Consider the following 22771-nt stretch of genomic DNA (forward strand, 5'->3'; position numbering starts at 1 on the left):
ACGCCGCTCATGTTCGCGGCAGGGTCACACCTGTCTGGCCGAAGTACTTCCCTCCCCGGTCTTTATAGCTGGTTTCGCAGATTTCGTCGGACTCGAAGAACAGCATCTGGGCAACGCCTTCATTGGCGTAAATCTTGGCCGGTAGGTTGGTGGTGTTGGAGAACTCCAGGGTCACCTGGCCTTCCCATTCCGGTTCCAGAGGGGTGACATTAACGATGATGCCGCAGCGCGCGTAGGTGGATTTACCCAGGCAGATGGTCAGCACACTACGGGGGATACGGAAATACTCCACGGTGCGGGCCAGTGCAAAGGAGTTGGGCGGGATGATGCAAACGTCGCCCGTGTAGTTCACAAAGCTGTTTTCATCGAAGTTCTTCGGGTCCACGGTGGCGGAGTGAACGTTGGTGAAGATCTTGAATTCGTTGCTGCAACGGACATCGTAGCCGTAGCTGGACGTGCCGTAGGAGATTACGCGGCCTTTTTCGGTTTCGCGGACCTGATCATACTCAAAAGGTTCGATCATGCCTTGATCCCGGGACATCCGGCGAATCCAGTGGTCGGATTTGATGCTCATGGGGTGACGTCTCGTATCCATAAAAAAGAGAGGCGGTAGTTTACCTGTTCGGTTTTTGTCTGTCGAAGCTTTGGGCTTCTGGATTCTACCTTCGAGTCTGAGGGCTGCAAGAACAGGCAGGGCGTTCCGAAACACGCCGTAAATACGTCCCTGTAGGCTTGAGAAAAACATCCATGTTTGTCACAGTTTCGGGAGGCCCTGCCTGTTCTTGCGATCTGACTTTTTGCGTAGATCAGTGTTCCGTTACGGAAACACTGGAAATAGAGCCCGTCAGGTTTCTTTCGCGGGTAGAAAGTTCAGCGCCCACCCGTCGAGCGATGTCCTTGTAGCGTCTTGCCACTTCCGAGTCGGCTTCCGCCACGACTGAGGGCGTGCCGCCGTCGGTCTGTTCGCGGATGGTCATGTGTAGAGGCAACTGGCCGAGTAATGTGGTGTCGTACTCTTCGGCGATGCGTTCGCCGCCGCCGTGGCCGAACAGGGGCTCTTCGTGGCCGCAGTTGCTGCAGATGTGGACGCTCATGTTTTCCACCACGCCCAGTACCGGGATTTCCACTTTGCGGAACATTTCAATGCCTTTTTTACCGTCCAGCAAGGCGATGTCCTGGGGTGTGGTGACGATAACGGCGCCGGTGACCGGGACTTTCTGGGCGATGGTGAGCTGGATGTCGCCGGTGCCCGGTGGCATGTCCAGAATAAGATAATCCAGTTCGTTCCAGAGGGTCTGCTGCAGCAGTTGCATGACGGCGCCGCTGACCATGGGGCCGCGCCATACCATGGGGGTTTTGTCGGTGACCACGAAGGCCATGGAGTTGGCCTGCAGGCCGTGGGCCTCCATGGGCACGAAGTATTTGTTTTCCCGGGTTTCCGGGCGCTTGCCTTCCGGCACACCCAGCATCATGCCGATGCTGGGGCCATAGATATCAGCATCCAGAATGCCTACCCGGGCGCCTTCGGCCTGCAGCGCCAGGGCCAGGTTGACGGCAGTGGTGGATTTGCCGACGCCGCCCTTGCCGGAGGCGACGGCGATGATGTTTTTCACACCGGGTACGGACTGGATGTCTTTCTGGCCTTTGTGGGAGTGGATTCGCTGGCCGACATGAACGTCCACACCCTCAACGCCTTCAACGTCATCCAGGGCGTTGGTGAGCAGTTCCTTCAGAGCTCCAGCGATACCTTTTGACGGGTATGGCAGCTCCACCATGGCAGTCACCTTACCGCTGTCGTCCGTGGTCAGCGATTTCACGGCGCCCAGCTCGTAAAGGTCCTTGCCGAGGTACGGGTCGCGGTACTGTTTTACGGCGGTTTCCAGTGCATGCTGTGAAATCTGTGCCATTGGAGTCTCCGGATAAAGCGCTGAAAGCAGGTGTTTCGGGTGAAAAAACTTTGCTTGGAAGGTATCATCTGTGCCCGTTTCTGGCCATAAGGAGTTTTGACCCTGAACAAGGCCGGTAAACGCGAACGCCCAACTCCTGACGAATGAAGGTTCGGACCAAAACATGACGCAAGCGAGTTCAAAGCAACAGCGCGATATTCTGGTAACCAGCGCCCTGCCGTATGCCAATGGCCCCATCCATCTGGGCCATCTGCTGGAGTACATTCAGACCGATATCTGGGTGCGCTATCAGAAGATGCGCGGCCAGAACTGCTACTACGTCTGCGCGGATGACGCCCACGGCACAGCGATCATGCTGCGGGCCGAGCGCGAGGGCATCACGTCCGAAAACCTCATCGACCGTATACGGCACGAGCATCAGGAGGATTTCAGTGGCTTCCACATCCTCTTTGACAACTATTACACTACCCATTCCGAGGAGAATCGCCAGTTCTCGGAATACATCTATCGTCAGCTTCAGGAAAACGGCCATATCGCCACCCGCAAGATTACCCAGGCGTACGATCCTGAAAAGAACATGTTCCTGGCGGACCGGTTCATCAAGGGCACCTGCCCCAAGTGCAAGACCGAGGACCAGTACGGCGACAACTGTGAGGCCTGCGGTGCCACCTACACCCCGGCGGAGCTGATCAATCCCCGCTCGGCGGTTTCCGGCGCTACCCCCATTGAGAAGGAATCGGAACACTATTTCTTCCGCCTGCCGGAATTCGCGGACTTTCTTGCCAACTGGACCCGAAGTGGCACCCTGCAACCCCAGGTCGCCAACAAATTGGCCGAATGGCTCGATGCCGGCCTGCAGGAGTGGGATATCAGTCGCGATGCGCCCTACTTCGGTTTCGAGATTCCGGATGCTCCGGGAAAGTACTTCTATGTCTGGCTGGACGCCCCCATTGGCTACCTCGCCAGCTTCAAGAACCTGTGCAACCGTGAAGACATCGATTTCGAGCATTTCTGGAAAGCGGACTCCACCGCCGAGGTCTATCACTTCATCGGCAAGGACATCATCAACTTCCACGCCCTGTTCTGGCCGTCAATGCTTCACAGTGCCGGCTTCCGCACCCCGACTGCGGTCTGGGCCCATGGTTTTGTGACGGTCAATGGCAAGAAGATGTCGAAATCCCGGGGCACCTTCATCATGGCACGCACCTATCTGGACCATCTGGACCCGGAATACCTGCGCTACTATTTCGCCGCCAAGCTGACCGGCAGCGTCGATGACATGGACCTGAACCTGGAAGACTTTGCCTCCAGGGTGAACTCGGATCTGGTGGGCAAGGTTGTAAACATCGCGAGCCGCAGCGCCGGGTTTATCACCAAGCGTTTCGATGGCCAGCTTGGCACCGTCACCGAACACGACAAGCTCAAGGAGTTTATCGACGCCGGTGGAGAGATTGCCAACTACTACGAGGCCCGGGAATTTGGCCGCGCCATGCGCCGCATCATGGAGCTGGCCGATGTTGCCAACCAGTATGTGAACGACGAACAGCCCTGGGTGATTGCCAAGCAGGAAGGCCAGGACGGTAACCTTCAGGCCATCTGCACCAACGCCATCAATATGTTCCAGTTACTGATGACCTACCTGGCTCCGGTACTCCCGGAAACCGCCAAGGCTTCGGAGGCATTCCTGAAGGCCCCACTGGACTGGAACAAACGTGACCAGCGGCTGGAAAACCACGGCATCAACAAATTCAAGCCGCTGATGAGTCGCGTGGATATGGCCCAGATCGAAAAAATGCTGGACGCCTCCAGGGAGGAAATGCCGGCTGCGACAGGCCAGAAATCGCCGGACGCCAATCTTGAGCCCATCGCCGATGAGATAGAATTCGGGGATTTCGCGAAAGTGGACCTTCGGGTGGTAAAAATTGTCAAAGCAGAACACGTTGAAGGTGCAGACAAGCTTCTTCGCCTCACTCTTGACGTAGGGCATGGCGAACGCAACGTGTTTGCTGGTATCAAGTCTGCGTACAAGCCGGAGGATCTGGAGGGGCGTCTGACCGTGATGGTTGCCAACCTCAAGCCCCGGAAAATGAAGTTCGGCATGTCCGAAGGCATGGTACTGGCAGCCGGCCCCGGGGGTAAGGATATTTTCATTCTCTCCCCGGATGCGGGCGCCACTCCCGGCATGCGAATTATGTAACGGTGCGGGCTGATGACTGAGTATCTGTTGATCCTGGTCAGTACCATACTGGTGAACAACTTTGTGCTGGTTCAGTTCCTCGGGCTGTGCCCTTTCATGGGCGTGTCCGGAAAGCTGGAAACGGCCATGGGGATGTCGCTGGCCACCACGTTCGTGCTGACCCTTGCGTCGGTCTGCAGCTACCTGGCCTATACCTATCTTCTGGAGCCGCTGGACCTGGCATTTTTGCGAACCATTACCTTTATCCTGGTCATCGCCGTGGTGGTACAGTTTACGGAAATGGTGGTTCGCAAGACCAGTCCTCTGCTCTACCGGGTACTGGGCATCTTCCTGCCACTGATCACCACCAACTGTGCGGTCCTGGGCGTCGCCCTGCTCAACATCAACAAAAACAACAACTTCGTTGAATCTGTCCTGTACGGTTTCGGTGCCGCTGCAGGCTTCTCCATGGTGCTGGTGCTGTTCGCCGCCATGCGGGAACGCATCGCCGTAGCGGATGTGCCGGTCGCCTTCCGGGGCGCAGCCATAGGCATGGTTACCGCCGGGTTGATGTCACTGGCTTTTCTGGGCTTTACTGGCCTGGTCAGCGTCTGACGGAGCGTTTGAGTTATGTGGATGAGCATACTGATTGCGGTAGTGGTCCTGCTCGCGCTCGCCGTCATCTTTGGCGGCCTGCTGGGTTATGCCGCTGAGCGCTTCCGGGTCGAGGGCAATCCGCTAGTCGACCAGATTGACTCCCTGCTGCCCCAGACCCAGTGCGGGCAGTGCGGCTTTCCCGGCTGCAGACCCTATGCCGAATCCATTGCCAATGGCGATGCCATCAACAAGTGCCCTCCCGGTGGAGAAACCACGATCAAGGCCCTGGCTGACCTGCTGGATGTCGAGCCGCAACCGCTGGATGCGGAGCACGGTGTGGAGCAGGCCAAACGCGTTGCGGTTATCCGCGAGGATGAATGCATCGGCTGCACCAAATGCATCCAGGCATGCCCCGTGGATGCCATTCTCGGTGCTGCAAAACATATGCATACGGTCATTGAAAGTGAGTGCACCGGTTGCGACCTTTGCGTTGAGCCCTGTCCCGTGGACTGCATCGATATGGTAACGGTGGAACCCGACACACGCGCCTGGACCTGGACACCCCCGAAATCCGGCGTGATTGCCACGGACCGTCAGGGAGCCAGCGCCTGATGACACAGCTTTGGGACTTCTCCGGCGGCATCCATCCTGCCGGCAACAAGAACCTCTCTACTACGCATCCCATCACGAAGGCAGGCGTTCCCCCGATGCTGGTGCTGCCGCTGCAGCAACATATCGGTGAACCGGCCGAACCCTGCGTCGCCATCGGGGAGCGGGTACTGAAAGGCCAGAAAGTCGCCGACGTTACCGGCGGTATGGGTGTGCCGGTCCATGCCCCCACTTCGGGCACCATCGAATCCATCAGCCTGCAGCCGGTTCCTCACCCTTCAGGAATGACTGACTGCTGCATCACGCTGCGGCCGGACGGCCAGGATGAATGGATATCCCTCAGCCCGATTGCCAGCTACCGCGAACAGGACCGGGAAACGGTACTGGACTTGATCCGCGAGGCGGGAATTTCAGGCATGGGTGGTGCGGGCTTTCCCACCAATATAAAGCTTCGCCCCCCCAGAGATCGCAAGGTAAACACGCTGATCCTGAACGGAGCTGAATGCGAGCCCTACATCACCGCCGACGATATGGCGATGAGGGAAAAAGCGGACGAGATTCTGGCCGGATTGCGCATCATGGCCTGGATACTGCGCCCGGAACGTTGCGTTATTGCAGTGGAAGACAACAAACCAGAGGCCATCGAGGCTCTGAGGAAGGCGGCAGAAGGCACCCAGACGGAAATTGCGGTGATACCCACCAAATATCCGTCCGGTGGCGAAAAACAGCTGATCCAGATCCTCACGGGCATGGAGGTTCCCAGCGGCGGCATCCCGGCGGATATAGGCGTCATGTGCCAGAACGTAGGCACCGCCATCGCCGTGTCTGCCGCGATTTTCCGGGGTGAGCCGCTGATCTCCCGCATCACCACGGTGACCGGCCGGGCTGTCACCAGTCCCGGTAATTTTGAAGTGCTGGTCGGCACCCCGATCGATTACGTGCTGTCCCGGGCCGGCCTGGACAATGAGACACTCCACCGGTTAGTTCTGGGCGGCCCCATGATGGGTTACACCCTGGAAACACCCGCTGTGCCGGTGGTCAAAACCACCAACTGTGTGATCGCGGCCACCGAAGAAGAATTACCCGACCCGGCACCGGAACAACCCTGTATCCGCTGTGGTGCCTGTGCCGAAGCGTGCCCCATGGAATTGCTGCCTCAGCAACTGTTCTGGTACTCCAAAGCAGGTGAGTACGACAAGGCCGAGCACCTGAACCTGTTTGACTGTATCGAGTGTGGCATCTGTTCCTATGTATGCCCCAGCTCCATCCCCCTGGTGCAGTACTATCGCGCCGCCAAGGGCGAGATCCGGGTACAACAGGCCGAGCAGTTGAAGGCAGACCGGGCCCGTGAACGCTTCGAGGCCCGCCAGGCCAGACTGGAACGTGAACAACAGGAAAAAGAACAGCGCCGCAAGGACCGGGCGAAGGCGGCTGCCGAGGCGCAGGCCAGGAAACAGGCCGAAGCCGAAGAAGCTGAAAAGTCTGACGGCGCAGCCCAGCCTGCCAATGACCGTGCTGCCAAAGCTGCCCAGGTTCAGGAAGCGCTGGCACGCAAGAAGGCTAAATCCGGGCAGTCTGAGACAGCGCCCGGTAAAACTCCGGCCGCACCGGAAAGCGAATCGCCACCGGATATAGACGCCCTGGAGAAGCAGCTCAACCAGGCCGTTGCCAAGCTCAACACCATGCAAAGCATGCTGGATGATGCAAAAGCCGAAAATGCGGACAACGTCGAAAAGCTGGAGCGGGCCGTCACCAAGAACCACGACCGCGTACTACGGGCAGAAGAAGCTCTCGCTGAAGCTCAACGAACCGTGAACGCCACCGAAGCTCAAACGACTGACTCATGATGAACAGGCCCCAACGCTAATGGCACTTGCTCAACAGTCCTCACCCCATGCCCGCAATGCCCGCTCAACCTCTCAGGTGATGCTTTGGGTCATCCTGGCGGCCCTGCCCGGCCTGCTCGCACAGACCCTGTTCTTTGGCTGGGGCAATCTGATCAACGTGGTGTGGTGCGTCGCCGTGGCGCTGGCTGCCGAGGCCGCCATCCTGAAGCTTCGCAAACGCCCGGTTATGTTCTTTCTCAAGGACAACACCGCGGCAGTCACCGGCCTGTTACTGGGTCTTTCCCTGCCACAGTTCGCCCCCTGGTGGGTATCCGCCGTGGCAGTCATCGCAGCCATTGTCCTGGCCAAGCAGCTATACGGTGGCCTGGGCTCCAACCCGTTCAACCCGGCCATGGTCGGTTATGCGCTGGTGCTTATTTCTTTCCCGGTGGCCATGACCACCAACTGGGCCCAACCGGGCCTGCTGTGGGAAACCGCTCCCGGATTCGGGGAAACGCTGGGAATGATTGCATCCGGCCAGCAAACGGCAGTGGATGCCTTTACCATGGCCACGCCGCTGGATGAATACAAACACAAGATTGTCAGCCACACGGCAACCGAAGTACTGGCGCACCCGACGTTCGGCGAGGGAATTGCCCGGGGCTGGGAGTGGATAAACGCTGCGTTTCTGGCCGGCGGCCTGGTTCTTGTCGGCCTGAAAATTATTACCTGGCACATTCCGGTCAGTATGCTGGCAGGCCTTGCCCTCATGAGCCTGGCCTTTGGCAGCAATCCTGACCAGTATACTCCGCTGTCCCTACACCTGCTGGCCGGCGGCACCATGCTGGGTGCTTTTTTCATTGCCACAGACCCGGTATCTTCTGCCTCCAGTCATCACGGCAAACTGATTTACGGCGCCTGCATCGGCGCTCTGACCTACCTGATCCGCACCTGGGGTGCCTATCCAGATGCGGTCGCGTTCAGCGTTCTGCTTATGAACTTTGCAGTCCCGTTTATCGATCATTACACGCCACCACGCACTTACGGGCATCACAAGCCCCGGCGTGGCGTTCCCGGCAAGAGTCAGGGGTAATTCATGGCGGCACTCGCACAGTCAATTCGTCGTAATGCCATCGGCCTGGGCCTGTTTGCCATTGTTACCGGTGGGACAATTGCCGTAACCCAGGTGATGACGGCCGAGCGCATTGAAGAACAGGCGGCCAAAGCAGAGGCGAAAGCCCTGTTCGAAATCATACCGGAGGATCAACACGACAATAACCTGCTGACGGACACGGTTGAGTTGCCCGCGGATGACAGATTCAACGCCGGTGAACCGGTGACCGCCTGGGTCGCCCGTGATAACGGACGACCCACTGGCCTGATCATGCCGGTGGTGGCACCGGACGGCTATTCAGGCGCCATCCAACTGTTGGTGGGCATCGACCTTCAGGGCAGAATATTGGGTGTGCGAGTAACCAGCCACCGGGAAACGCCTGGTCTCGGTGACCGGATAGAAACCAAGAAGTCGGACTGGATCCATGCCTTCACCGGTCGCTCACTCCGCGACCCCGAGCCCAGGCGCTGGAATGTAAAGAAGAACGGGGGCGTGTTCGACCAGTTCACCGGTGCCACCATTACTCCACGGGCTGTGGTGAAAGCCGTGCAGAAGTCCCTGATCTATTTCCGCCAGCACCGCAGCGAGATTCGCGACATCCTGAACGAGCCGGCCTCACCGCGGAACAAACCATTGACTCCGGAAAAGATCGCCGGCCAGACACCTGAACGGGAGCACTCTTAACATGGCGACCAAGTCCAGCCCAGAGATTATCCGTGACGGCTTGTGGACCAACAATCCCGCCCTGGTCCAGGTGCTGGGGCTCTGCCCCCTGCTGGCAGTAACCAGCACAGTGGTAAATGCCATCGGCCTGGGGCTGGCCACCCTCATGGTACTGATGGGCTCGAACCTGGCGGTTTCCCTGATCCGTAATTTCGTCGCTGATTCGGTGCGCCTGCCGGCCTTCGTAATGATCATCGCCTCTTTCGTGACCTGTGCGGAACTGCTGATGCAGGCCTATACCTACGAGCTCTACCAGATTCTCGGCATCTTTATCCCGCTTATAGTGACCAACTGCGCCATTCTGGGCCGGGCCGATGCCTTCGCTTCCAAAAACCCGCCCCTGCCGGCTTTGCTTGACGGTACCATGATGGGTATCGGGTTCCTGGTGGTATTGTTCGCCCTGGGTGCCATGCGGGAGTTCATTGGCCAAGGCACCCTGTTTACAGACATGGACCTGCTGTTCGGGCCTATGGCGGCTGACTGGGGTTTCCATCCGCTGGAACAGTATCCGGACGTATTGTTCATGGTGCTGCCACCGGGAGCCTTCGTTGGTCTGGGGCTGCTTATTGCGCTTAAAAATGGCATCGACAATCACGTCAAGGCCCGCCGTAAAGCCGCTGAGCCTATCGTGGCGGGCAGTAAACGGGTGCGGGTAACCGGCCATGTTTCGTGATCACTCTTGATCAGCCCGATCAGCCCGTGACCCTCTTCCAGACTGCGGATTGCCCATGAACAAGGAAAAACGTACCGAAATTTTCGCCCGCCTCCGGGACGCCAACCCCACGCCTACCACCGAGCTGAATTACGACAGCCCGTTTGAACTGCTTATCGCGGTGATCCTGTCAGCCCAGGCCACGGATGTGGGCGTGAACAAGGCAACGGCGAAGCTGTACCCTGTCGCCAATACGCCGGAGAAGATCCTCGCATTGGGGGTAGACGGGCTGAAGGAATACATAAAAACCATCGGGCTTTTTAACAGCAAGGCCGAGAACGTCATCAAAACCTGCCGCGCCCTGATCGAAAAACACGGGGGTGAGGTGCCTGATAACCGGGAGGACCTGGAGTCGTTACCGGGGGTGGGGCGCAAAACCGCCAATGTGGTGCTGAATACTGCGTTCGGGCAGCCAGCCATGGCAGTGGACACACACATTTTCCGGGTTTCGAACCGCACCGGTATCGCCCCGGGCAAGAACGTCCTGGAAGTGGAAAAGCGCCTGATGCGGGTAGTGCCTAGAGAGTTCCTGCTTGATGCCCATCACTGGCTGATCCTCCACGGTCGTTATACCTGTACCGCGCGCAAGCCCAAATGTGGCGCATGCATTATCGAGGACCTTTGCGAGTTCAAACAGAAAAGAGACTACATGGAGTAATACCGGTTTCCCCCTGCAGGGAAACCGGCACGTTTCCGGGCGCTTACCGCTGGCCCAGCATCTTCTCTTTCAGGTCTTCCTGGGCCGGCTCATCCGACAGCCAGATACCAAACAACGCCTTCTTGAACTCCAGATCACCGATGGTGGCGCGCTCTTCTCCGTTCTTGAGCACACGTACACCCTCACCCGGCAGGTAAACCAGATCGAATACATCGCCATCTTTAATTTCTTCGGAGAACACATCGAGGAATGTGTCGACGTCGTCCTGGATTGCAGCCAAATCACCGTCGGTCGAGTTTTCAAACCCTTCCATGGTGGCGGACTTCATCTTGTCGCTGGTGATCATCCCGGAAATGATATGCAGGGTGATTGCCTGGGGCTCGTCCGCATTGATGATGGCCTGACCGTCATCAATTGTCTCTGGTACGTAAAGACCTCCGACATAGAGGTCCATAAACCATTTGGAGCGGGTGCCCGCACCGTTAAGCTTGAGCTCGGTGTCCATGGCCGAGTAGGTGTCCGGCAGGTCCACACCCTCCACTGTCATGGCAGTAGCCGGGGCTGACAGGGCTACCGTCAGTAACAGTGAGGCAAATCCTGTTGATAAGGCCTTTTTCATCGTCCTTTCCTTATTGATCGTTATTATTGAATGTCTTGTCTCTATTTGCCGGAGTTCGACACCCTTATCCCCCTCCGGTTACGCAAGTTTAACAGGGAGCAAACGGACGCTTACGCCGGCTGGTTCTCATTTGGCAACGCAAAAAAAACCGGCCCGCACATGGCGGGCCGGTTGTTGGGTCACAAGAAACCTGTTATTTGAAGAGCATGGTTCCCGACAGGCCTTCTTTCTCCAGGATTTCCCGAAGCCGGCGAAGCGCTTCAACCTGAATCTGACGTACCCGTTCACGGGTCAGGCCGATCTCCTGACCCACTTCTTCAAGCGTGCTTATGGGATACCCTCTCAAACCGAAGCGGCGGGAGAGAACCTCCTGCTGTTTGTCGCTGAGTTGGTCAATCCATTTTTCCACGCAGGAACACATGTTGTTGTCCTGCAGCAGATCAGCCGGGTCTGATGCGCCTTCATCCGCAACGGTGTCCAGCAGGGATTTCTCACCGCCGCTACCAATGGGGGTATCCATGGAAGCTACGCGCTCATTCAGCCCCAGCATCCGTTTTACATCGGATACCGGCTTATCCACCATCTTTGCAATTTCTTCGGCAGACGGTTCGTGGTCCAGCTTCTGTGTCAGTTCCCTGGCCGCACGCAGGTAAAGATTGAGCTCTTTGACAACATGGATCGGAAGCCGGATGGTGCGGGTCTGGTTCATGATCGCCCGCTCGATAGTCTGGCGAATCCACCAGGTGGCATAGGTTGAGAAGCGAAAGCCGCGTTCCGGATCAAACTTCTCAACAGCCCGGATCAGCCCCAGATTACCTTCCTCAATTAGGTCCAGCAGTGTCAGGCCGCGGTTTACGTAACGGCGGGCGATCTTGACCACCAGCCGCAGGTTGCTTTCTATCATCCGCTTACGGCCGGATTCTTCACCTTTACGGGCCAACCGTGAAAAATAGACTTCTTCTTCCGGCGTGAGAAGGGGAGAAAAACCGATTTCGTTGAGGTAAAGCTGAGTGGCATCCAGCTGTTTCTGGCTGGTGAAATAACGACCCTGGGCCGGTATATCGTCTTCTGATTCAACCGCTTCGACTTCCGCGGTCTCTTTTTCTTCTACCTTGTCTTCCGCTAACAGTTGCTCATCTGCATCCTCGACATCGGACACACGATCGATAATGAGTTCTTCATGCTCTGCTGACATAACTCTTGCCCCGCCTTTCAATGATCCTGGATGTTCGCCCACGTTTTCTTGTTATTGCGAGCGCCTGCTGTTATTCGATTTCTTGTTCAGGACATTTATTGCTAGCTCACGGCGATGATAGAACGCCGAATCTTGTTTTTAGTGTTGATTGTCTCTGGTGCCGGTTACAGGTTTGTGTCGCAAGTCCATCTCACCGGGACGGGAGGTAGTGCGCGGGGTCGACAGGGTTGCCATTCTTCCGTATTTCAAAGTGCAACCTGGGTCTATCCGTGCCGCTGGCTCCCAGTTCAGCGATGACCTGTCCGGCTTTTACATCCTCCCCTTCCTGCACCAGAATCTTCCGGTTATGTGCATAGGCACTCAAATAGTGCTCGTTGTGGTTCACTATAATGAGGTTGCCGTAGCCAAGTAATCCGCTGCCGGCATAGACGACATTACCACTTGCCGCCGCCCTTACAGAATCCCCTTCTTTTCCAGCAATATCAATACCTTTATTGACTTTCCCGGACGTTGAATAACCTGCAATTACGGTGCCAACGTGAGGCCAACGCCAGTTGACACTGGCCACCGTCTGGGTCTGGCCCGTTAATGGCGACGACCTGTCCGGGGCCTTCGAAACCGCCGGTTTGGGTTCTGGCTCTCGTGAGCGTTGGCGAGAAACACTCGGAGCAGACCGACTCGTCGAGCTTGATGCCGCGGGTTTGCCACTGCTCCGATTGCCTCCGGAAGAGGTGACATTTCCGCGAACATCCAGCCTGAGCACCTGCCCCGCCTTGATGTTAAAAGGCGGCGCCAGGCCGTTGGCATTACCGAGTTCCCGGTAATCCCGGCCATACCGCCAGGCAATACTGTAGAGCGTCTCGCCAGGCTTGACCACATGTCGCCCCCAGTACACGGGGGGGTTATAAATATCGTCCCGGTACAAAGCCTGGGTATTACAGCCACTGAGCAGAAAGGAGGCTAGCACCAGGCTGACCAGCACCAGAGGAAACCAACGATGGTGCTTTCGCTTTTTCGAACAGGGAGAAACAGGGGCACCGGAGGGGAGCCGCGGGAGACCTGCCTTTGCAGCGATAATAAACCCACGCACTGATCTGAAAAGAATAAAAATAGGCCCGTTATTAAAAATTCGTATAAAAAATACGATACTTTATAAAGTGTTCCAAGTAACCCGCTAATTTATTGCACATTTTGTACAGGAAACCAAGTTACCCACTTGTTGTATTTGTTACCGCTCGAAACACCTTTAGTGAGCAAAAAGTAACACTTCGTCTCGATCACCCTGTGACACACATCCCAAATCTGACCTGAGCCAAGCCGCTGCATGCGACCCTCAGGCAGCTCTTTTCGCGCCTGCCCACTCCACCAGCAACACCAACAAAAGACCCACTACAGCACAGAGAACCGCCAGCAGCAGCTGAGGGTCCTGTCCCGTCATCTCAGCATAGCCCAGTGGGCTGATACTCGCCTCGTTGAGCGGCACCTGCTCACCTGCGCTATTGGTTCGCCAGGTCAACGTTTCTTTCCAGGGCCAGACCTTGTTCAATGCCCCGACCATAAACCCCGTAAGCAGGGCCAGAACCGGGTCGTGAAAATGTCTGAACGCCCAGGTGATAAGCCTGGCAACCGACAACAGTCCCACAAGGCATCCGCCGGCAAAGATGACCAGGGTTCCGAGATCCAGTGCGCGTATGGCGTCCAGTACCGGTACATACATACCCAGAAGGACCAGGATAAAGCTACCCGAAATACCGGGTAGTATCATGGCACAAATGGCCAGGGCACCTGCCCCAAAAAAGACCATGGCAGACGGTGCAATTTGACTGGCCGGTAGCGTAGTCACCCACCAGGCGAATAACACTCCGGCAAGAAATGGCAGGAGTAGTGATGGCACGTATTGGCGAACCTGACGGCCAACATGCCAGACCGAAGCCACGATCAGGCCAAAGAAAAAGCTCCAGATAAGAATGGGGTATTCCGCAAGGATAAAGCTGATAGCAGAAGCCAGGGTCGCGATACTGACAATGATGCCCGTCAGCAGGCTCAGCAGGAATGTGCCATCACAGGCCCGCCATAACGCCTCTAGCTGGCCCCGGGGCAGATGTCTGAAAACAGCCTGAGGGGCCGCCCCTATGGCTTCCAGCAGGCGGAAATAGATGCCGGTAATGAAGGCGATGGTCCCCCCGGATACACCCGGGACAATATCCGCAGCCCCCATGGCCATCCCCCGGAGAAACACCGCGAACGGATGATGGGAGCGCATGGCTTCAACGGAATCGTCTGCCTGGGGCTTCGATGTCACCGGACAACCCCACCCAGCAACGGTACAAAACGAACAGGCTCAATATCGGTGGTTTCAAACCGGTCACCATGCCGGACCATCTCAACCAGCATCTGGGTCCCTTCGCCTATTGGCGCGACGATCACACCACCGTCCGCAAGCTGCTCCTTGAGCTCCGGGGGGATCTCACGCGGAGCGGCAGTCACGATAATACCGTCAAAGGGCCCCTGATCTGGCCAGCCCATACCACCATCAGCATGCTTGAGCATGACGTTCCTGAGGCCAAGCTGGCGTAGTCTGTCCCGCGCTCTGTCCTGCAGCGGCCTTATTCGCTCAACGCTGAATACCTGGTCCACCAGTCGGGCCAGGATCGCCGTCTGATAGCCGGACCCTGTACCCAGTTCCAGAACCTTGCGCGGCTTGTGCCGCAGCAATGCTTCGGTCATTCGCGCCACGATGTATGGCTGGGAGAGGGTCTGGCTATATCCGATGGGCAACGATGTGTCTTCATAGGCTCGATGGGCCAGAGCTTCATCAAGGAAGATATGGCGTGGGGTATCAGACATAGCCTGCAACACCTGCTCATCGGCTATGCCGGCTTCTCTGAGCCTCTGTATCAGACGCATGCGGGTTCGGCGTGACGTCATACCGATACCATCAATTTCTGCGACCATCAGTACCCCTCCCGTTCCGACAGCAGCCCTATCCACTCTCGCAGGGGGGAAAGCACTTCGTGCCGGGTCATGTCGACATGGACGGGAGTAATGGACACATAGTTCTCACGGACAGCATTGAAATCGGTACCCGGGCCTGCATCACTGCCTTCGCCGGCAGCACCGATCCAGTAACGGGCCTTGCCCCGCGGGCAGGTCATCGGAACCGCACCCTCGGCCCGGTCGCGATGACCCAGGCGAGTAACACGAAAACCCGCAATCTCTTCCCAGGGTACATCGGGAACATTCACATTGAGGATACAACGTGGCCCGAGAGCAAGAGGGTCCTTGCTTTCCAGCAGAATCCGGACAACCCGGGCCGCGGTTTCGTAATGAAAGCGACCCTCGTTCACCAGGGACACTGCAATGGCCGGCAATCCCAGGTTCCGTCCTTCCGTGGCAGCGGCAACTGTACCGGAGTAGATGATGTCATCCCCGAGATTGGCGTGGGTATTGATGCCCGACACCACCCGGTCAAACGGCTCGTCAAAGAGACCGTTCACCCCAAGATGAACACAGTCCGTGGGTGTGCCATCGACCGAACGGAAACCATTCGGGTGATCTTCAACCGTCAACGGGCGGTTCAGAGTCAACGCGTTGCTGGCACCGCTGTGGTCACGGTCCGGCGCTACGACTTCAAGATCTCCCAAACCGACAAGCCCGTCGAAAAGGGCCTGCAGTCCGGGTGAATGAACGCCATCATCATTGGACAACAGAATTCGCACAATTTTCTCCGCTAGCCTTGAATACCTGCCTCCGCCTCGCCTCTCCGGAAAGTGGTGCGGGTATTTTGTTGTCGGGGTCTTGTGCCCCTTTTTATTCAGATGGGGGAGGTTCAGACCTGTCCCGTCTCCCTGGTGGCATCCGTTATCTCGAACACGTCGCTCAGCATGGTCGTCGCATATTGCCCGGGCGAGAGCCGGAATTTCAGCAGTAACTGGTCACCACCCTGCCATTGCCACTCCAGCTCTTCCGGAACCAATCTCAGTGGCCGGCGTTCCGGCTTCATGCGGGTTGTAGCAAACACCGCCTCAAGCCCCGGGTGTCTCGCAACCACGGTACGCTCTATTTCGCCCTGAACCGATACTGCATCAGTGCCACCATCGCCCCACAGGGGACCGGTAACCATTATATCCTGATTCTCACCAGCTCCGGGCTCACCTTCCAGTGGCACCAGCCAGGTACCGTTCTGCACCCTGTAAGCCAACACTTCGTTGAACAACCAGGAGCGCGCCGCCGAAAAGTACAATACGTTTTTACTGTCGCCACTGCCAGAGGTTGACCGCCCTCTCCCCCGTTTTTTGGCGTTGCGCGAGCCACGACGATTCAGCGTTGACGAGTCCATGCCCAGAGCCCGGTCCAGGTTCGCCCCGTTGTGGCCGAACCGCTGTGGCCCGAAGTAGTTCGGACAACCCTGCTCCCGCAGCCGGGTCAGTGCCTGGTCAACGGCATCCGGATCTCCTGTCACCTCTTTCAGCACCAGCTCGAAATAATTACCCCGGTGGTCGCCACGGCGCAGCTTTCGGGCCCGGCGATGATATTCGACGACGCGCCAGTTCTTCGCCACTTCGTCTATGAACGCCTGGTCTTCTTCCTCCTGACCGGGCCGGTAAATACTGAACCATTGGCAGGTGACAGCATGACGGTCCTTAAGCCCGCAAAACCCGACATCAAAATGGCGACAGCCGGAGAGAGTAGCGAGTTGGCGTGCAACGTAATCGGTATTATCGCCTCTTTTTTCCAGGCGAATGCAGAGGTGCTCGCCACCGGCCATCAGGTCATCCAGAGGCGGCAATTCTTCATCCACAAAAAAATCTTCTGGGGCGCACTTGAGCAAGGCGTTGGCCACTCGCCCCTCGCCAGAGGTTGGCCAGTCGAGGCGCCAGTCAGAATTCACCGGAGCGGTTTCCGTGGCGTCAGTCATGAGGAAGTCGCTTCAAGCAGACAAATGGCCTGGCAGGCAATGCCTTCCCCACGACCGGTAAAACCCAGTTTCTCGGTGGTGGTTGCCTTGATGCTGACCCGGCTTGCGGGAATGGCAAGATCTTCTGCAATATTGAGACGCATGGCTTCGATGTGAGGGGCCATTTTCGGCGCCTGGGCAATAATGGTCGCATCCACATTACCAACCACGAGGCCTTCGTCTGAAATGCGCTCCAGTACCCTGCGCAGCAGATCCCGGCTATCGGCACCCGCCCACTCATCATTGGTATCAGGAAACATATGGCCGATGTCCCCCAGTGCGGCAGCCCCGAGCAACGCGTCTGCCAGCGAATGCAATAGAACGTCGCCGTCCGAGTGCGCCCTGAGGCCCTGGCTGAATGGAATGCAGACACCGCCGAGGGTCACATGGTCACCCTCGCAAAATGCATGAACATCAAAGCCTTGCCCGATTCGCATAGTGTCACTTCCTTTTCAAGATGAAACTGGCGAGGGCCAGATCGGCGGGTACGGTGACCTTTATGTTATCCGGTCGCCCCTCGACGATACAGGGCACCTGGCCTGCAAACTCAATCGCCGAGGCTTCGTCGGTAACCGGATAGCCGGAGTCAATGGCGCTTTCCAGTGCCTGCTTCAGCGCGAGGAAACGAAACATCTGGGGAGTCAGGGCGCGCCAGAGATCTCTGCGATCTACCGTTGCTTCAACATCGCAACTTCCTGGCCCGGTACGTTTAAGGGTATCGGCCACCGGCGTCGCCAACAAGCCACCCACCGGGTGATCGTGCAGATCCGCTAACAAGCGCGCAAGGTCGTCGGAATGAAGGCAGGGGCGGGCTGCATCGTGAACCAGAACCCAGTCGTCATCGTTGGCGCGGCCAGACAGTGCCTCCAGAGCGGCCAGTACGGACTCTGACCGCTCTGCCCCCCCAATACAGGTTCTGATACGGCGATCCTTGCTGGCCTCGGTTTCCGGCCACCACCGGTCATTGGGCCCCGTGGCAACCACGCAGCCGGCAAAGGCGGCGTTATCCAGCAAACGGGAAAGTGTAATATCGATAATAAAACGCTCGTCCAGCCGAAGATACTGCTTGGGACAGTCAGCCTTCATTCGCTGGCCAGAGCCTGCAGCGGGAACGATCAGCCAATAGCGGGGTTTACTCATGAACGTGGTCGGCTTTGAAAAGTCTGGCTGGTGGTTCCCTATTGTTCAACCACCAGGAAGAAGGTTTCATCGTTACGGATCAGTCCCAGATTCATTCGCGCCCGCTCTTCTACCGCACCCTTCTCTCCACGAAGATTGCGAACCTCGGCATACAGGCGCTCATTACGGACAGCAAGCTCGGCATTTTCTTCACGCTGCTCGGCAATAGCTTTCTCCAGCCCCCATACCTGGGCAAAACTACCCTCCCCGACCCACAGGCGGACCTGTAGCAGGAGAATAAGAATAATCATGGTGGACCAGAGCAACTTCATTGCGAATTCCGTTTACGATGCAACAATCGGACAGTAAGTATAGACCTTAGTGTAGTTTAGCAACAAGTTCTGCTAACCAACTGTACAAAAAGGCCATCGTGCTTCTCAGCTTGAAAACCACAATGGCCTTTTTCCGGTCTGTTACCCATCGGCATCCTGGCCGACAGGCAACTTTGGCAACCGGGCGATCAGCCCTGCCCCTTGATCTCACTCAGGCCGCGATAGGGAGCGCTGCCATCCAGTGCTTCCTCGATACGAAGCAACTGGTTGTATTTGGCAACCCGGTCCGAACGGCACAGGGAACCGGTCTTGATCTGGCCTGCGCAGGTAGCAACGGCCAGGTCCGCAATAGTAGTGTCCTCGGTTTCCCCGGAACGGTGCGAGATAACCGCTGTGTAGCCTGCGTCCTGGGCCATCTTGATGGCGTCCAGGGTTTCGCTCAGGCTGCCAATCTGATTAAACTTGATCAGGATAGAGTTGGCAATGTTCTTGTCGATACCCTGTTTGAGGATTCGGGTGTTAGTCACAAACAGATCGTCACCGACCAGTTGCACCTTGTCGCCCAGCTTCCCGGTCAGCACTTTCCAGCCGTCCCAGTCGCTCTCGTCCATTCCATCTTCGATGGACACGATCGGATAGCGCTCACACAGCCCGGCCAGATAGTCGGCGAAACCGGCAGAGTCGAAGGACTTGCCCTCACCAGAAAGCTGATATTGGCCATCCTTGTAGAACTCGGAAGAGGCACAATCCAGCGCCAGGGTCACATCGGTACCGAGCTTGTAACCGGCTTTCTCCACCGCTTCCTGAATCACCGCCAGGGCACCTTCGTTGGAAGGCAGGTCCGGAGCGAAACCACCTTCGTCGCCCACCGCCGTATTCAGGCCTTTGCTGTTCAGAACCTTTTTCAGCGCGTGAAAAATCTCCGCTCCAATGCGCAAAGCCTCAGCAAACGACTTGGCCGCCACCGGTTGAATCATGAATTCCTGGATATCAACGTTATTGTCGGCATGCTCGCCGCCGTTAAGAATGTTCATCATTGGTACCGGCATGCTGTACTTGCCGGAGGTGCCGTTCAGGTCCGCAATGTGCGCGTACAGCGGCTTGCCCAGAGATGCAGCGGCGGCTTTGGCGGCGGCCAGGGAAACAGCCAGAATCGCGTTGGCGCCCAGATTTGCTTTGTTCTCGGTGCCATCCAGCTCAAGCATGATGTTGTCGAGGGCGCGCTGGTCTGCCGCATCTTTACCAATCAGCGCCTCACGGATTTTGGAATTAACCGCGTCAACTGCTTTTAGAACACCTTTGCCCAGGTAACGACTGTCATCCTTGTCCCGAAGCTCCAGAGCTTCACGGGAACCGGTGGACGCTCCAGAGGGGGCGCACGCAGTACCCAGTGTTCCGTCTTCAAGGATAACGTCTGCTTCCACGGTTGGGTTCCCGCGGGAATCCAGCACTTCCCGGCCTTTGATATTGGCAATCTTGGTCATTCGTCCAAATCTCCGTATTTTCAATAATGTCTAGAAGGTTATGGCTTATAGTTAGATCAAGAGCAGGCGGGGTAGGACTTTACGAAACTGTGCGGAGCCATGGATGGCGGAGCTCAAGCGTCACATGGACTTGCTTGAGCGTGTTTCGTAAAGTCCTACCCTGCCTGCTCGCTCCCCCCAAGCAAAACAAAAACCGCCAATCAGGCGGTGTCGATAGGTTTAAAGCTTTTTACAAGATCGTCGACGGCCTTTACCCGCGTCAGAAACGGCTCAAGCTGACTCAGACGAAGGGCACAGGGGCCATCGCACTTGGCTTCATCCGGGTCAGGATGGGCCTCCAGGAACAGGCCGGCCAAACCCTGGGACATACCTGCCAGGGCAAGATCAGTTACCTGTGCACGGCGGCCCCCGGCTGAGTCAGCTCGTCCACCCGGCATCTGCAGCGAGTGGGTCACATCGAACATGACCGGCACATTCATCGACTTCATGATGCCAAAGCCCAGCATATCCACAACCAGGTTGTTGTAGCCGAAGCTGCTGCCCCGCTCACACAGGATCACCTTGTCGTTACCGGCCTCTTCGCACTTCTTGATGATGTGCTTCATTTCCTGGGGCGCCAGGAACTGTGCCTTTTTGATATTGATAACGGCGCCAGTCTGGGCCATGGCCACTACCAGATCTGTCTGGCGGCTCAGGAAAGCAGGCAACTGGATAATGTCGCAGACTTCCGCTGCGGGCGCGGCCTGGCCAGGCTCATGGACATCGGAAATTATGGGGACGCCGAATTTGCTCTTGATATCTGCCAGAATCTGCAGGCCTTTCTCAAGGCCAGGACCACGGAATGAGTTCACCGAAGAACGGTTCGCCTTGTCGAACGATGCCTTGAAAACATAAGGGATACCGAGCTTACTGGTGGCCTCGACATACGCCTCGGCCACATCCATGGCCATTTCCGGGGATTCCAGCACGTTCATGCCGCCGAACAGCACGAACGGCCTGTGGTTGGCGACCTGGATTCCGGAGACGTTGACGGTACTCTGCGCCATGATCAGGATTCCTTTTTGCGGGCCAGGGCTGCCTCTACAAAGCCCTTGAACAGCGGATGGCCGTCCCTGGGCGTGGAGGTGAATTCCGGATGGAACTGGCAGGCTACAAACCACGGATGATCGGGCACTTCCACCACTTCAACCAGTTTGCCATCCGTGGAGCGACCGGAAATTCTCAGGCCGGCGCCTTCCAGTTGCGGCAGGAAATGGTTATTCACTTCGAAACGGTGACGGTGGCGCTCGCGGATGGTTTTGCGGCCGTAGCAGTTGGCGATGGTGGAGCCCTCTGTCACCACGCAATCCTGGGCGCCCAGGCGCATGGTGCCGCCCAGGTCAGACGCTTCGGTACGCTCTTCTTTCTCTCCGCTGGCATCCAGCCATTCGGTAATCAGGCCCACCACCGGCTCCGGCGTGTGTTCACGAAACTCGGTGCTGTGGGCATCTTTCAGGCCGGCCACGTTGCGGGCATATTCGATAACCGCCACCTGCATACCCAGGCAGATGCCGAGGTAGGGTACCTTGTTTTCCCGGGCGTACTGCACGGTGCGGATCTTGCCTTCGACGCCACGCTCGCCAAAACCACCGGGAACCAGTATGGCATCGGCACTCTCGAGTGCACCGGTGCCGTCGCGCTCAATATCTTCGGAGTCGATGTAGTTCATCCGGACCTTGGTGCGGGTCTTGATCCCGGCGTGGAGCAGGGATTCAATCAGCGACTTGTAAGCGTCCAGCAACTCCATGTACTTGCCAACCATGGCGATAGTGACTTCGTGGTCGGGATTCATCAGCGATTCGACCACCGCGTCCCATTCGCCAAGATTGGCCGGGCTGGCGTCAATACCGAAACGCTCGATAACCAGCTGGTCCAGACCGAACTCGTGGAGCATGCGCGGAATGGCGTAGATGGATTTCGCGTCCTGCAGCGGGATGACCGCCCGCTCTTCGACGTTGGTGAACAGCGCAATCTTGCGGCGCGAGCTGGCATCCACTTCGTGCTCGGAACGGCACAGCAGGATATCCGGCTGCAGGCCGATGGAGCGCATTTCCTTCACCGAGTGCTGGGTGGGCTTGGTCTTGATCTCACCGGCAGTAGCAATGTACGGAACCAGGGTAAGGTGCATGAAAAGCGCGCGCTGGGGACCCACTTCCACCTTCAACTGGCGACAGGCTTCGAGGAAGGGCAGGGATTCGATATCGCCCACCGTGCCGCCGATCTCGATCATGGCCACATCGGCACCGGACGCCCCCTCAACCACTCGACGCTTGATCTCGTCGGTAATGTGGGGAATCACCTGAACCGTGCCACCGAGGTAGTCACCACGGCGCTCCTTACGAATCACTTCTTCGTAAACGCGGCCGGTGGTGAAGTTGTTCCGGCGTGACATTGGCGTGCGGATGAACCGCTCGTAGTGCCCCAGGTCCAGATCGGTTTCCGCGCCATCTTCGGTGACAAAAACCTCACCGTGCTGGAACGGGCTCATGGTGCCGGGGTCCACGTTAATGTACGGGTCCAGCTTGAGAATAGTGACCTTCAGGCCGCGTGCCTCAAGGATCGCAGCCAGAGAGGCCGATGCGATACCTTTCCCCAAGGAGGACACGACACCGCCGGTGACGAAAATATAACGCGTCATGCAGATTCCGTGATTTGTCTGGTTCGGTGAAGGAGGGAGATTGTCATCTCAAGATGGGACGCCAGA

General features: G+C 57.4%; 23 protein-coding genes. 8 read left to right on the forward strand and 15 right to left on the reverse strand.

Annotated elements, in window-relative coordinates; translation table 11 throughout:
* Nucleotides 1–7 precede the first annotated feature (7 nt).
* Together dcd and apbC are read right to left on the reverse strand one after the other, a co-directional pair.
* Nucleotides 8–574, reverse strand: coding sequence for a dCTP deaminase (gene dcd, locus ABJM11_RS08780; RefSeq protein ID WP_348297120.1), 567 nt, complete (start codon nucleotides 572–574; stop codon nucleotides 8–10).
* Between the two features lie 232 nt (nucleotides 575–806).
* A complete protein-coding gene (gene apbC, locus ABJM11_RS08785; protein WP_348297121.1) occupies nucleotides 807–1907 on the reverse strand; it encodes an iron-sulfur cluster carrier protein ApbC in 1101 nt (366 codons plus the stop codon).
* A 163-nt stretch (nucleotides 1908–2070) separates the two neighbouring features.
* On the opposite strand from apbC, the gene metG reads away from it, so the two are divergent.
* Genes metG through nth form a run of 8 tightly spaced genes read left to right on the forward strand, consistent with a single transcriptional unit; the run spans nucleotide 2071 to nucleotide 10322 of the window.
* Nucleotides 2071–4104: a methionine--tRNA ligase gene (gene metG, locus ABJM11_RS08790; RefSeq protein WP_348297122.1), complete on the forward strand. Its 2034-nt coding sequence runs from the start codon at nucleotides 2071–2073 to the stop codon at nucleotides 4102–4104.
* A 12-nt stretch (nucleotides 4105–4116) separates the two neighbouring features.
* Nucleotides 4117–4698 carry an electron transport complex subunit RsxA gene (gene rsxA / locus ABJM11_RS08795; RefSeq protein ID WP_348297123.1) on the forward strand — a complete coding sequence of 194 codons (582 nt, stop codon included), beginning with the start codon at nucleotides 4117–4119 and terminating at the stop codon, nucleotides 4696–4698.
* A gap of 15 nt (nucleotides 4699–4713) precedes the next feature.
* Nucleotides 4714–5292, forward strand: coding sequence for an electron transport complex subunit RsxB (gene rsxB / locus ABJM11_RS08800; protein ID WP_348297124.1), 579 nt, complete (start codon nucleotides 4714–4716; stop codon nucleotides 5290–5292).
* Nucleotides 5292–7136: an electron transport complex subunit RsxC gene (gene rsxC / locus ABJM11_RS08805; protein WP_348297125.1), complete on the forward strand. Its 1845-nt coding sequence runs from the start codon at nucleotides 5292–5294 to the stop codon at nucleotides 7134–7136. The genes rsxB and rsxC overlap by 1 nt, the downstream gene beginning before the upstream one ends.
* 19 nt (nucleotides 7137–7155) lie before the next feature.
* Nucleotides 7156–8208, forward strand: a complete 1053-nt coding sequence (rsxD, locus tag ABJM11_RS08810) for an electron transport complex subunit RsxD (protein WP_348297126.1) — start codon at nucleotides 7156–7158, stop codon at nucleotides 8206–8208.
* Between the two features lie 3 nt (nucleotides 8209–8211).
* The gene (gene rsxG, locus ABJM11_RS08815; protein ID WP_348297127.1) at nucleotides 8212–8913 is read left to right on the forward strand and encodes an electron transport complex subunit RsxG; all 702 of its coding nucleotides are present in this window, start codon (nucleotides 8212–8214) and stop codon (nucleotides 8911–8913) included.
* 1 nt (nucleotide 8914) lies between these two features.
* Nucleotides 8915–9625 carry an electron transport complex subunit E gene (locus ABJM11_RS08820; RefSeq protein WP_348297128.1) on the forward strand — a complete coding sequence of 237 codons (711 nt, stop codon included), beginning with the start codon at nucleotides 8915–8917 and terminating at the stop codon, nucleotides 9623–9625.
* 55 nt (nucleotides 9626–9680) lie between these two features.
* Complete coding sequence (nth, locus tag ABJM11_RS08825) at nucleotides 9681–10322, forward strand: endonuclease III (RefSeq protein WP_348297129.1); 642 nt, start codon at nucleotides 9681–9683, stop codon at nucleotides 10320–10322.
* A gap of 43 nt (nucleotides 10323–10365) precedes the next feature.
* Here the strand turns inward: nth and ABJM11_RS08830 are convergent, their stop codons facing one another.
* The 13 genes from ABJM11_RS08830 to ABJM11_RS08890 all read right to left on the reverse strand — a co-directional run bounded on the left by ABJM11_RS08830 (nucleotide 10366) and on the right by ABJM11_RS08890 (nucleotide 22705).
* Nucleotides 10366–10941, reverse strand: coding sequence for a chalcone isomerase family protein (locus ABJM11_RS08830; protein ID WP_348297130.1), 576 nt, complete (start codon nucleotides 10939–10941; stop codon nucleotides 10366–10368).
* A 193-nt stretch (nucleotides 10942–11134) separates the two neighbouring features.
* Nucleotides 11135–12136, reverse strand: coding sequence for an RNA polymerase sigma factor RpoS (rpoS, locus tag ABJM11_RS08835; protein WP_348297131.1), 1002 nt, complete (start codon nucleotides 12134–12136; stop codon nucleotides 11135–11137).
* A gap of 190 nt (nucleotides 12137–12326) precedes the next feature.
* Complete coding sequence (locus ABJM11_RS08840; protein WP_407069984.1) at nucleotides 12327–13103, reverse strand: peptidoglycan DD-metalloendopeptidase family protein; 777 nt, start codon at nucleotides 13101–13103, stop codon at nucleotides 12327–12329.
* A 366-nt stretch (nucleotides 13104–13469) separates the two neighbouring features.
* On the reverse strand, nucleotides 13470–14399 hold the full coding sequence (locus ABJM11_RS08845; RefSeq protein WP_348297166.1) for a DUF368 domain-containing protein: 930 nt from the start codon (nucleotides 14397–14399) through the stop codon (nucleotides 13470–13472).
* 35 nt (nucleotides 14400–14434) lie between these two features.
* Complete coding sequence (locus tag ABJM11_RS08850; RefSeq protein WP_348297132.1) at nucleotides 14435–15091, reverse strand: protein-L-isoaspartate(D-aspartate) O-methyltransferase; 657 nt, start codon at nucleotides 15089–15091, stop codon at nucleotides 14435–14437.
* Nucleotides 15091–15855, reverse strand: coding sequence for a 5'/3'-nucleotidase SurE (gene surE / locus ABJM11_RS08855; RefSeq protein ID WP_348297133.1), 765 nt, complete (start codon nucleotides 15853–15855; stop codon nucleotides 15091–15093). The genes ABJM11_RS08850 and surE overlap by 1 nt, the downstream gene beginning before the upstream one ends.
* Nucleotides 15856–15965: 110 nt before the next feature.
* Entirely contained in the window at nucleotides 15966–17054 is a 1089-nt protein-coding gene (gene truD / locus ABJM11_RS08860; protein ID WP_348297134.1) for a tRNA pseudouridine(13) synthase TruD, read from the reverse strand.
* Nucleotides 17051–17530: a 2-C-methyl-D-erythritol 2,4-cyclodiphosphate synthase gene (ispF, locus tag ABJM11_RS08865; RefSeq protein WP_348297135.1), complete on the reverse strand. Its 480-nt coding sequence runs from the start codon at nucleotides 17528–17530 to the stop codon at nucleotides 17051–17053. Before ispF ends, truD begins: the two co-directional genes overlap by 4 nt.
* A gap of 4 nt (nucleotides 17531–17534) precedes the next feature.
* Complete coding sequence (gene ispD / locus ABJM11_RS08870; protein WP_348297136.1) at nucleotides 17535–18233, reverse strand: 2-C-methyl-D-erythritol 4-phosphate cytidylyltransferase; 699 nt, start codon at nucleotides 18231–18233, stop codon at nucleotides 17535–17537.
* A gap of 38 nt (nucleotides 18234–18271) precedes the next feature.
* Nucleotides 18272–18544: a septum formation initiator family protein gene (locus ABJM11_RS08875; RefSeq protein WP_348297137.1), complete on the reverse strand. Its 273-nt coding sequence runs from the start codon at nucleotides 18542–18544 to the stop codon at nucleotides 18272–18274.
* 188 nt (nucleotides 18545–18732) lie between these two features.
* On the reverse strand, nucleotides 18733–20028 hold the full coding sequence (eno, locus tag ABJM11_RS08880; protein WP_348297138.1) for a phosphopyruvate hydratase: 1296 nt from the start codon (nucleotides 20026–20028) through the stop codon (nucleotides 18733–18735).
* Nucleotides 20029–20228: 200 nt separating this feature from the next.
* Nucleotides 20229–21074, reverse strand: coding sequence for a 3-deoxy-8-phosphooctulonate synthase (gene kdsA, locus ABJM11_RS08885; protein WP_348297139.1), 846 nt, complete (start codon nucleotides 21072–21074; stop codon nucleotides 20229–20231).
* 2 nt (nucleotides 21075–21076) lie between these two features.
* Entirely contained in the window at nucleotides 21077–22705 is a 1629-nt protein-coding gene (locus ABJM11_RS08890; protein WP_348297140.1) for a CTP synthase, read from the reverse strand.
* Between the last annotated feature and the right edge of the window lie 66 nt (nucleotides 22706–22771).

It is taken from the genome of Marinobacter sp. (assembly GCF_039977835.1).
In the GTDB taxonomy this organism is placed as follows: domain Bacteria; phylum Pseudomonadota; class Gammaproteobacteria; order Pseudomonadales; family Oleiphilaceae; genus Marinobacter.

Excerpts from the sequence above, each read along its gene's own strand:
- apbC (WP_348297121.1), bottom strand. The coding sequence starts at position 1,907 with ATGGCACAGATTTCACAGCATGCACTGGAAACCGCCGTAAAACAGTAC.
- eno (WP_348297138.1), bottom strand. The coding sequence starts at position 20,028 with ATGACCAAGATTGCCAATATCAAAGGCCGGGAAGTGCTGGATTCCCGC.
- rsxB (WP_348297124.1), top strand. The coding sequence starts at position 4,714 with ATGTGGATGAGCATACTGATTGCGGTAGTGGTCCTGCTCGCGCTCGCC.
- nth (WP_348297129.1), top strand. The coding sequence starts at position 9,681 with ATGAACAAGGAAAAACGTACCGAAATTTTCGCCCGCCTCCGGGACGCC.
- ABJM11_RS08890 (WP_348297140.1), bottom strand. The coding sequence starts at position 22,705 with ATGACGCGTTATATTTTCGTCACCGGCGGTGTCGTGTCCTCCTTGGGG.
- ABJM11_RS08875 (WP_348297137.1), bottom strand. The coding sequence starts at position 18,544 with ATGAAGTTGCTCTGGTCCACCATGATTATTCTTATTCTCCTGCTACAG.
- ABJM11_RS08850 (WP_348297132.1), bottom strand. The coding sequence starts at position 15,091 with ATGGTCGCAGAAATTGATGGTATCGGTATGACGTCACGCCGAACCCGC.
- kdsA (WP_348297139.1), bottom strand. The coding sequence starts at position 21,074 with ATGGCGCAGAGTACCGTCAACGTCTCCGGAATCCAGGTCGCCAACCAC.
- rsxC (WP_348297125.1), top strand. The coding sequence starts at position 5,292 with ATGACACAGCTTTGGGACTTCTCCGGCGGCATCCATCCTGCCGGCAAC.
- dcd (WP_348297120.1), bottom strand. The coding sequence starts at position 574 with ATGAGCATCAAATCCGACCACTGGATTCGCCGGATGTCCCGGGATCAA.
- rsxA (WP_348297123.1), top strand. The coding sequence starts at position 4,117 with ATGACTGAGTATCTGTTGATCCTGGTCAGTACCATACTGGTGAACAAC.
- rsxD (WP_348297126.1), top strand. The coding sequence starts at position 7,156 with ATGGCACTTGCTCAACAGTCCTCACCCCATGCCCGCAATGCCCGCTCA.
- truD (WP_348297134.1), bottom strand. The coding sequence starts at position 17,054 with ATGACTGACGCCACGGAAACCGCTCCGGTGAATTCTGACTGGCGCCTC.
- ABJM11_RS08830 (WP_348297130.1), bottom strand. The coding sequence starts at position 10,941 with ATGAAAAAGGCCTTATCAACAGGATTTGCCTCACTGTTACTGACGGTA.
- rsxG (WP_348297127.1), top strand. The coding sequence starts at position 8,212 with ATGGCGGCACTCGCACAGTCAATTCGTCGTAATGCCATCGGCCTGGGC.
- ispD (WP_348297136.1), bottom strand. The coding sequence starts at position 18,233 with ATGAGTAAACCCCGCTATTGGCTGATCGTTCCCGCTGCAGGCTCTGGC.
- ispF (WP_348297135.1), bottom strand. The coding sequence starts at position 17,530 with ATGCGAATCGGGCAAGGCTTTGATGTTCATGCATTTTGCGAGGGTGAC.
- metG (WP_348297122.1), top strand. The coding sequence starts at position 2,071 with ATGACGCAAGCGAGTTCAAAGCAACAGCGCGATATTCTGGTAACCAGC.
- ABJM11_RS08820 (WP_348297128.1), top strand. The coding sequence starts at position 8,915 with ATGGCGACCAAGTCCAGCCCAGAGATTATCCGTGACGGCTTGTGGACC.
- rpoS (WP_348297131.1), bottom strand. The coding sequence starts at position 12,136 with ATGTCAGCAGAGCATGAAGAACTCATTATCGATCGTGTGTCCGATGTC.
- ABJM11_RS08845 (WP_348297166.1), bottom strand. The coding sequence starts at position 14,399 with ATGCGCTCCCATCATCCGTTCGCGGTGTTTCTCCGGGGGATGGCCATG.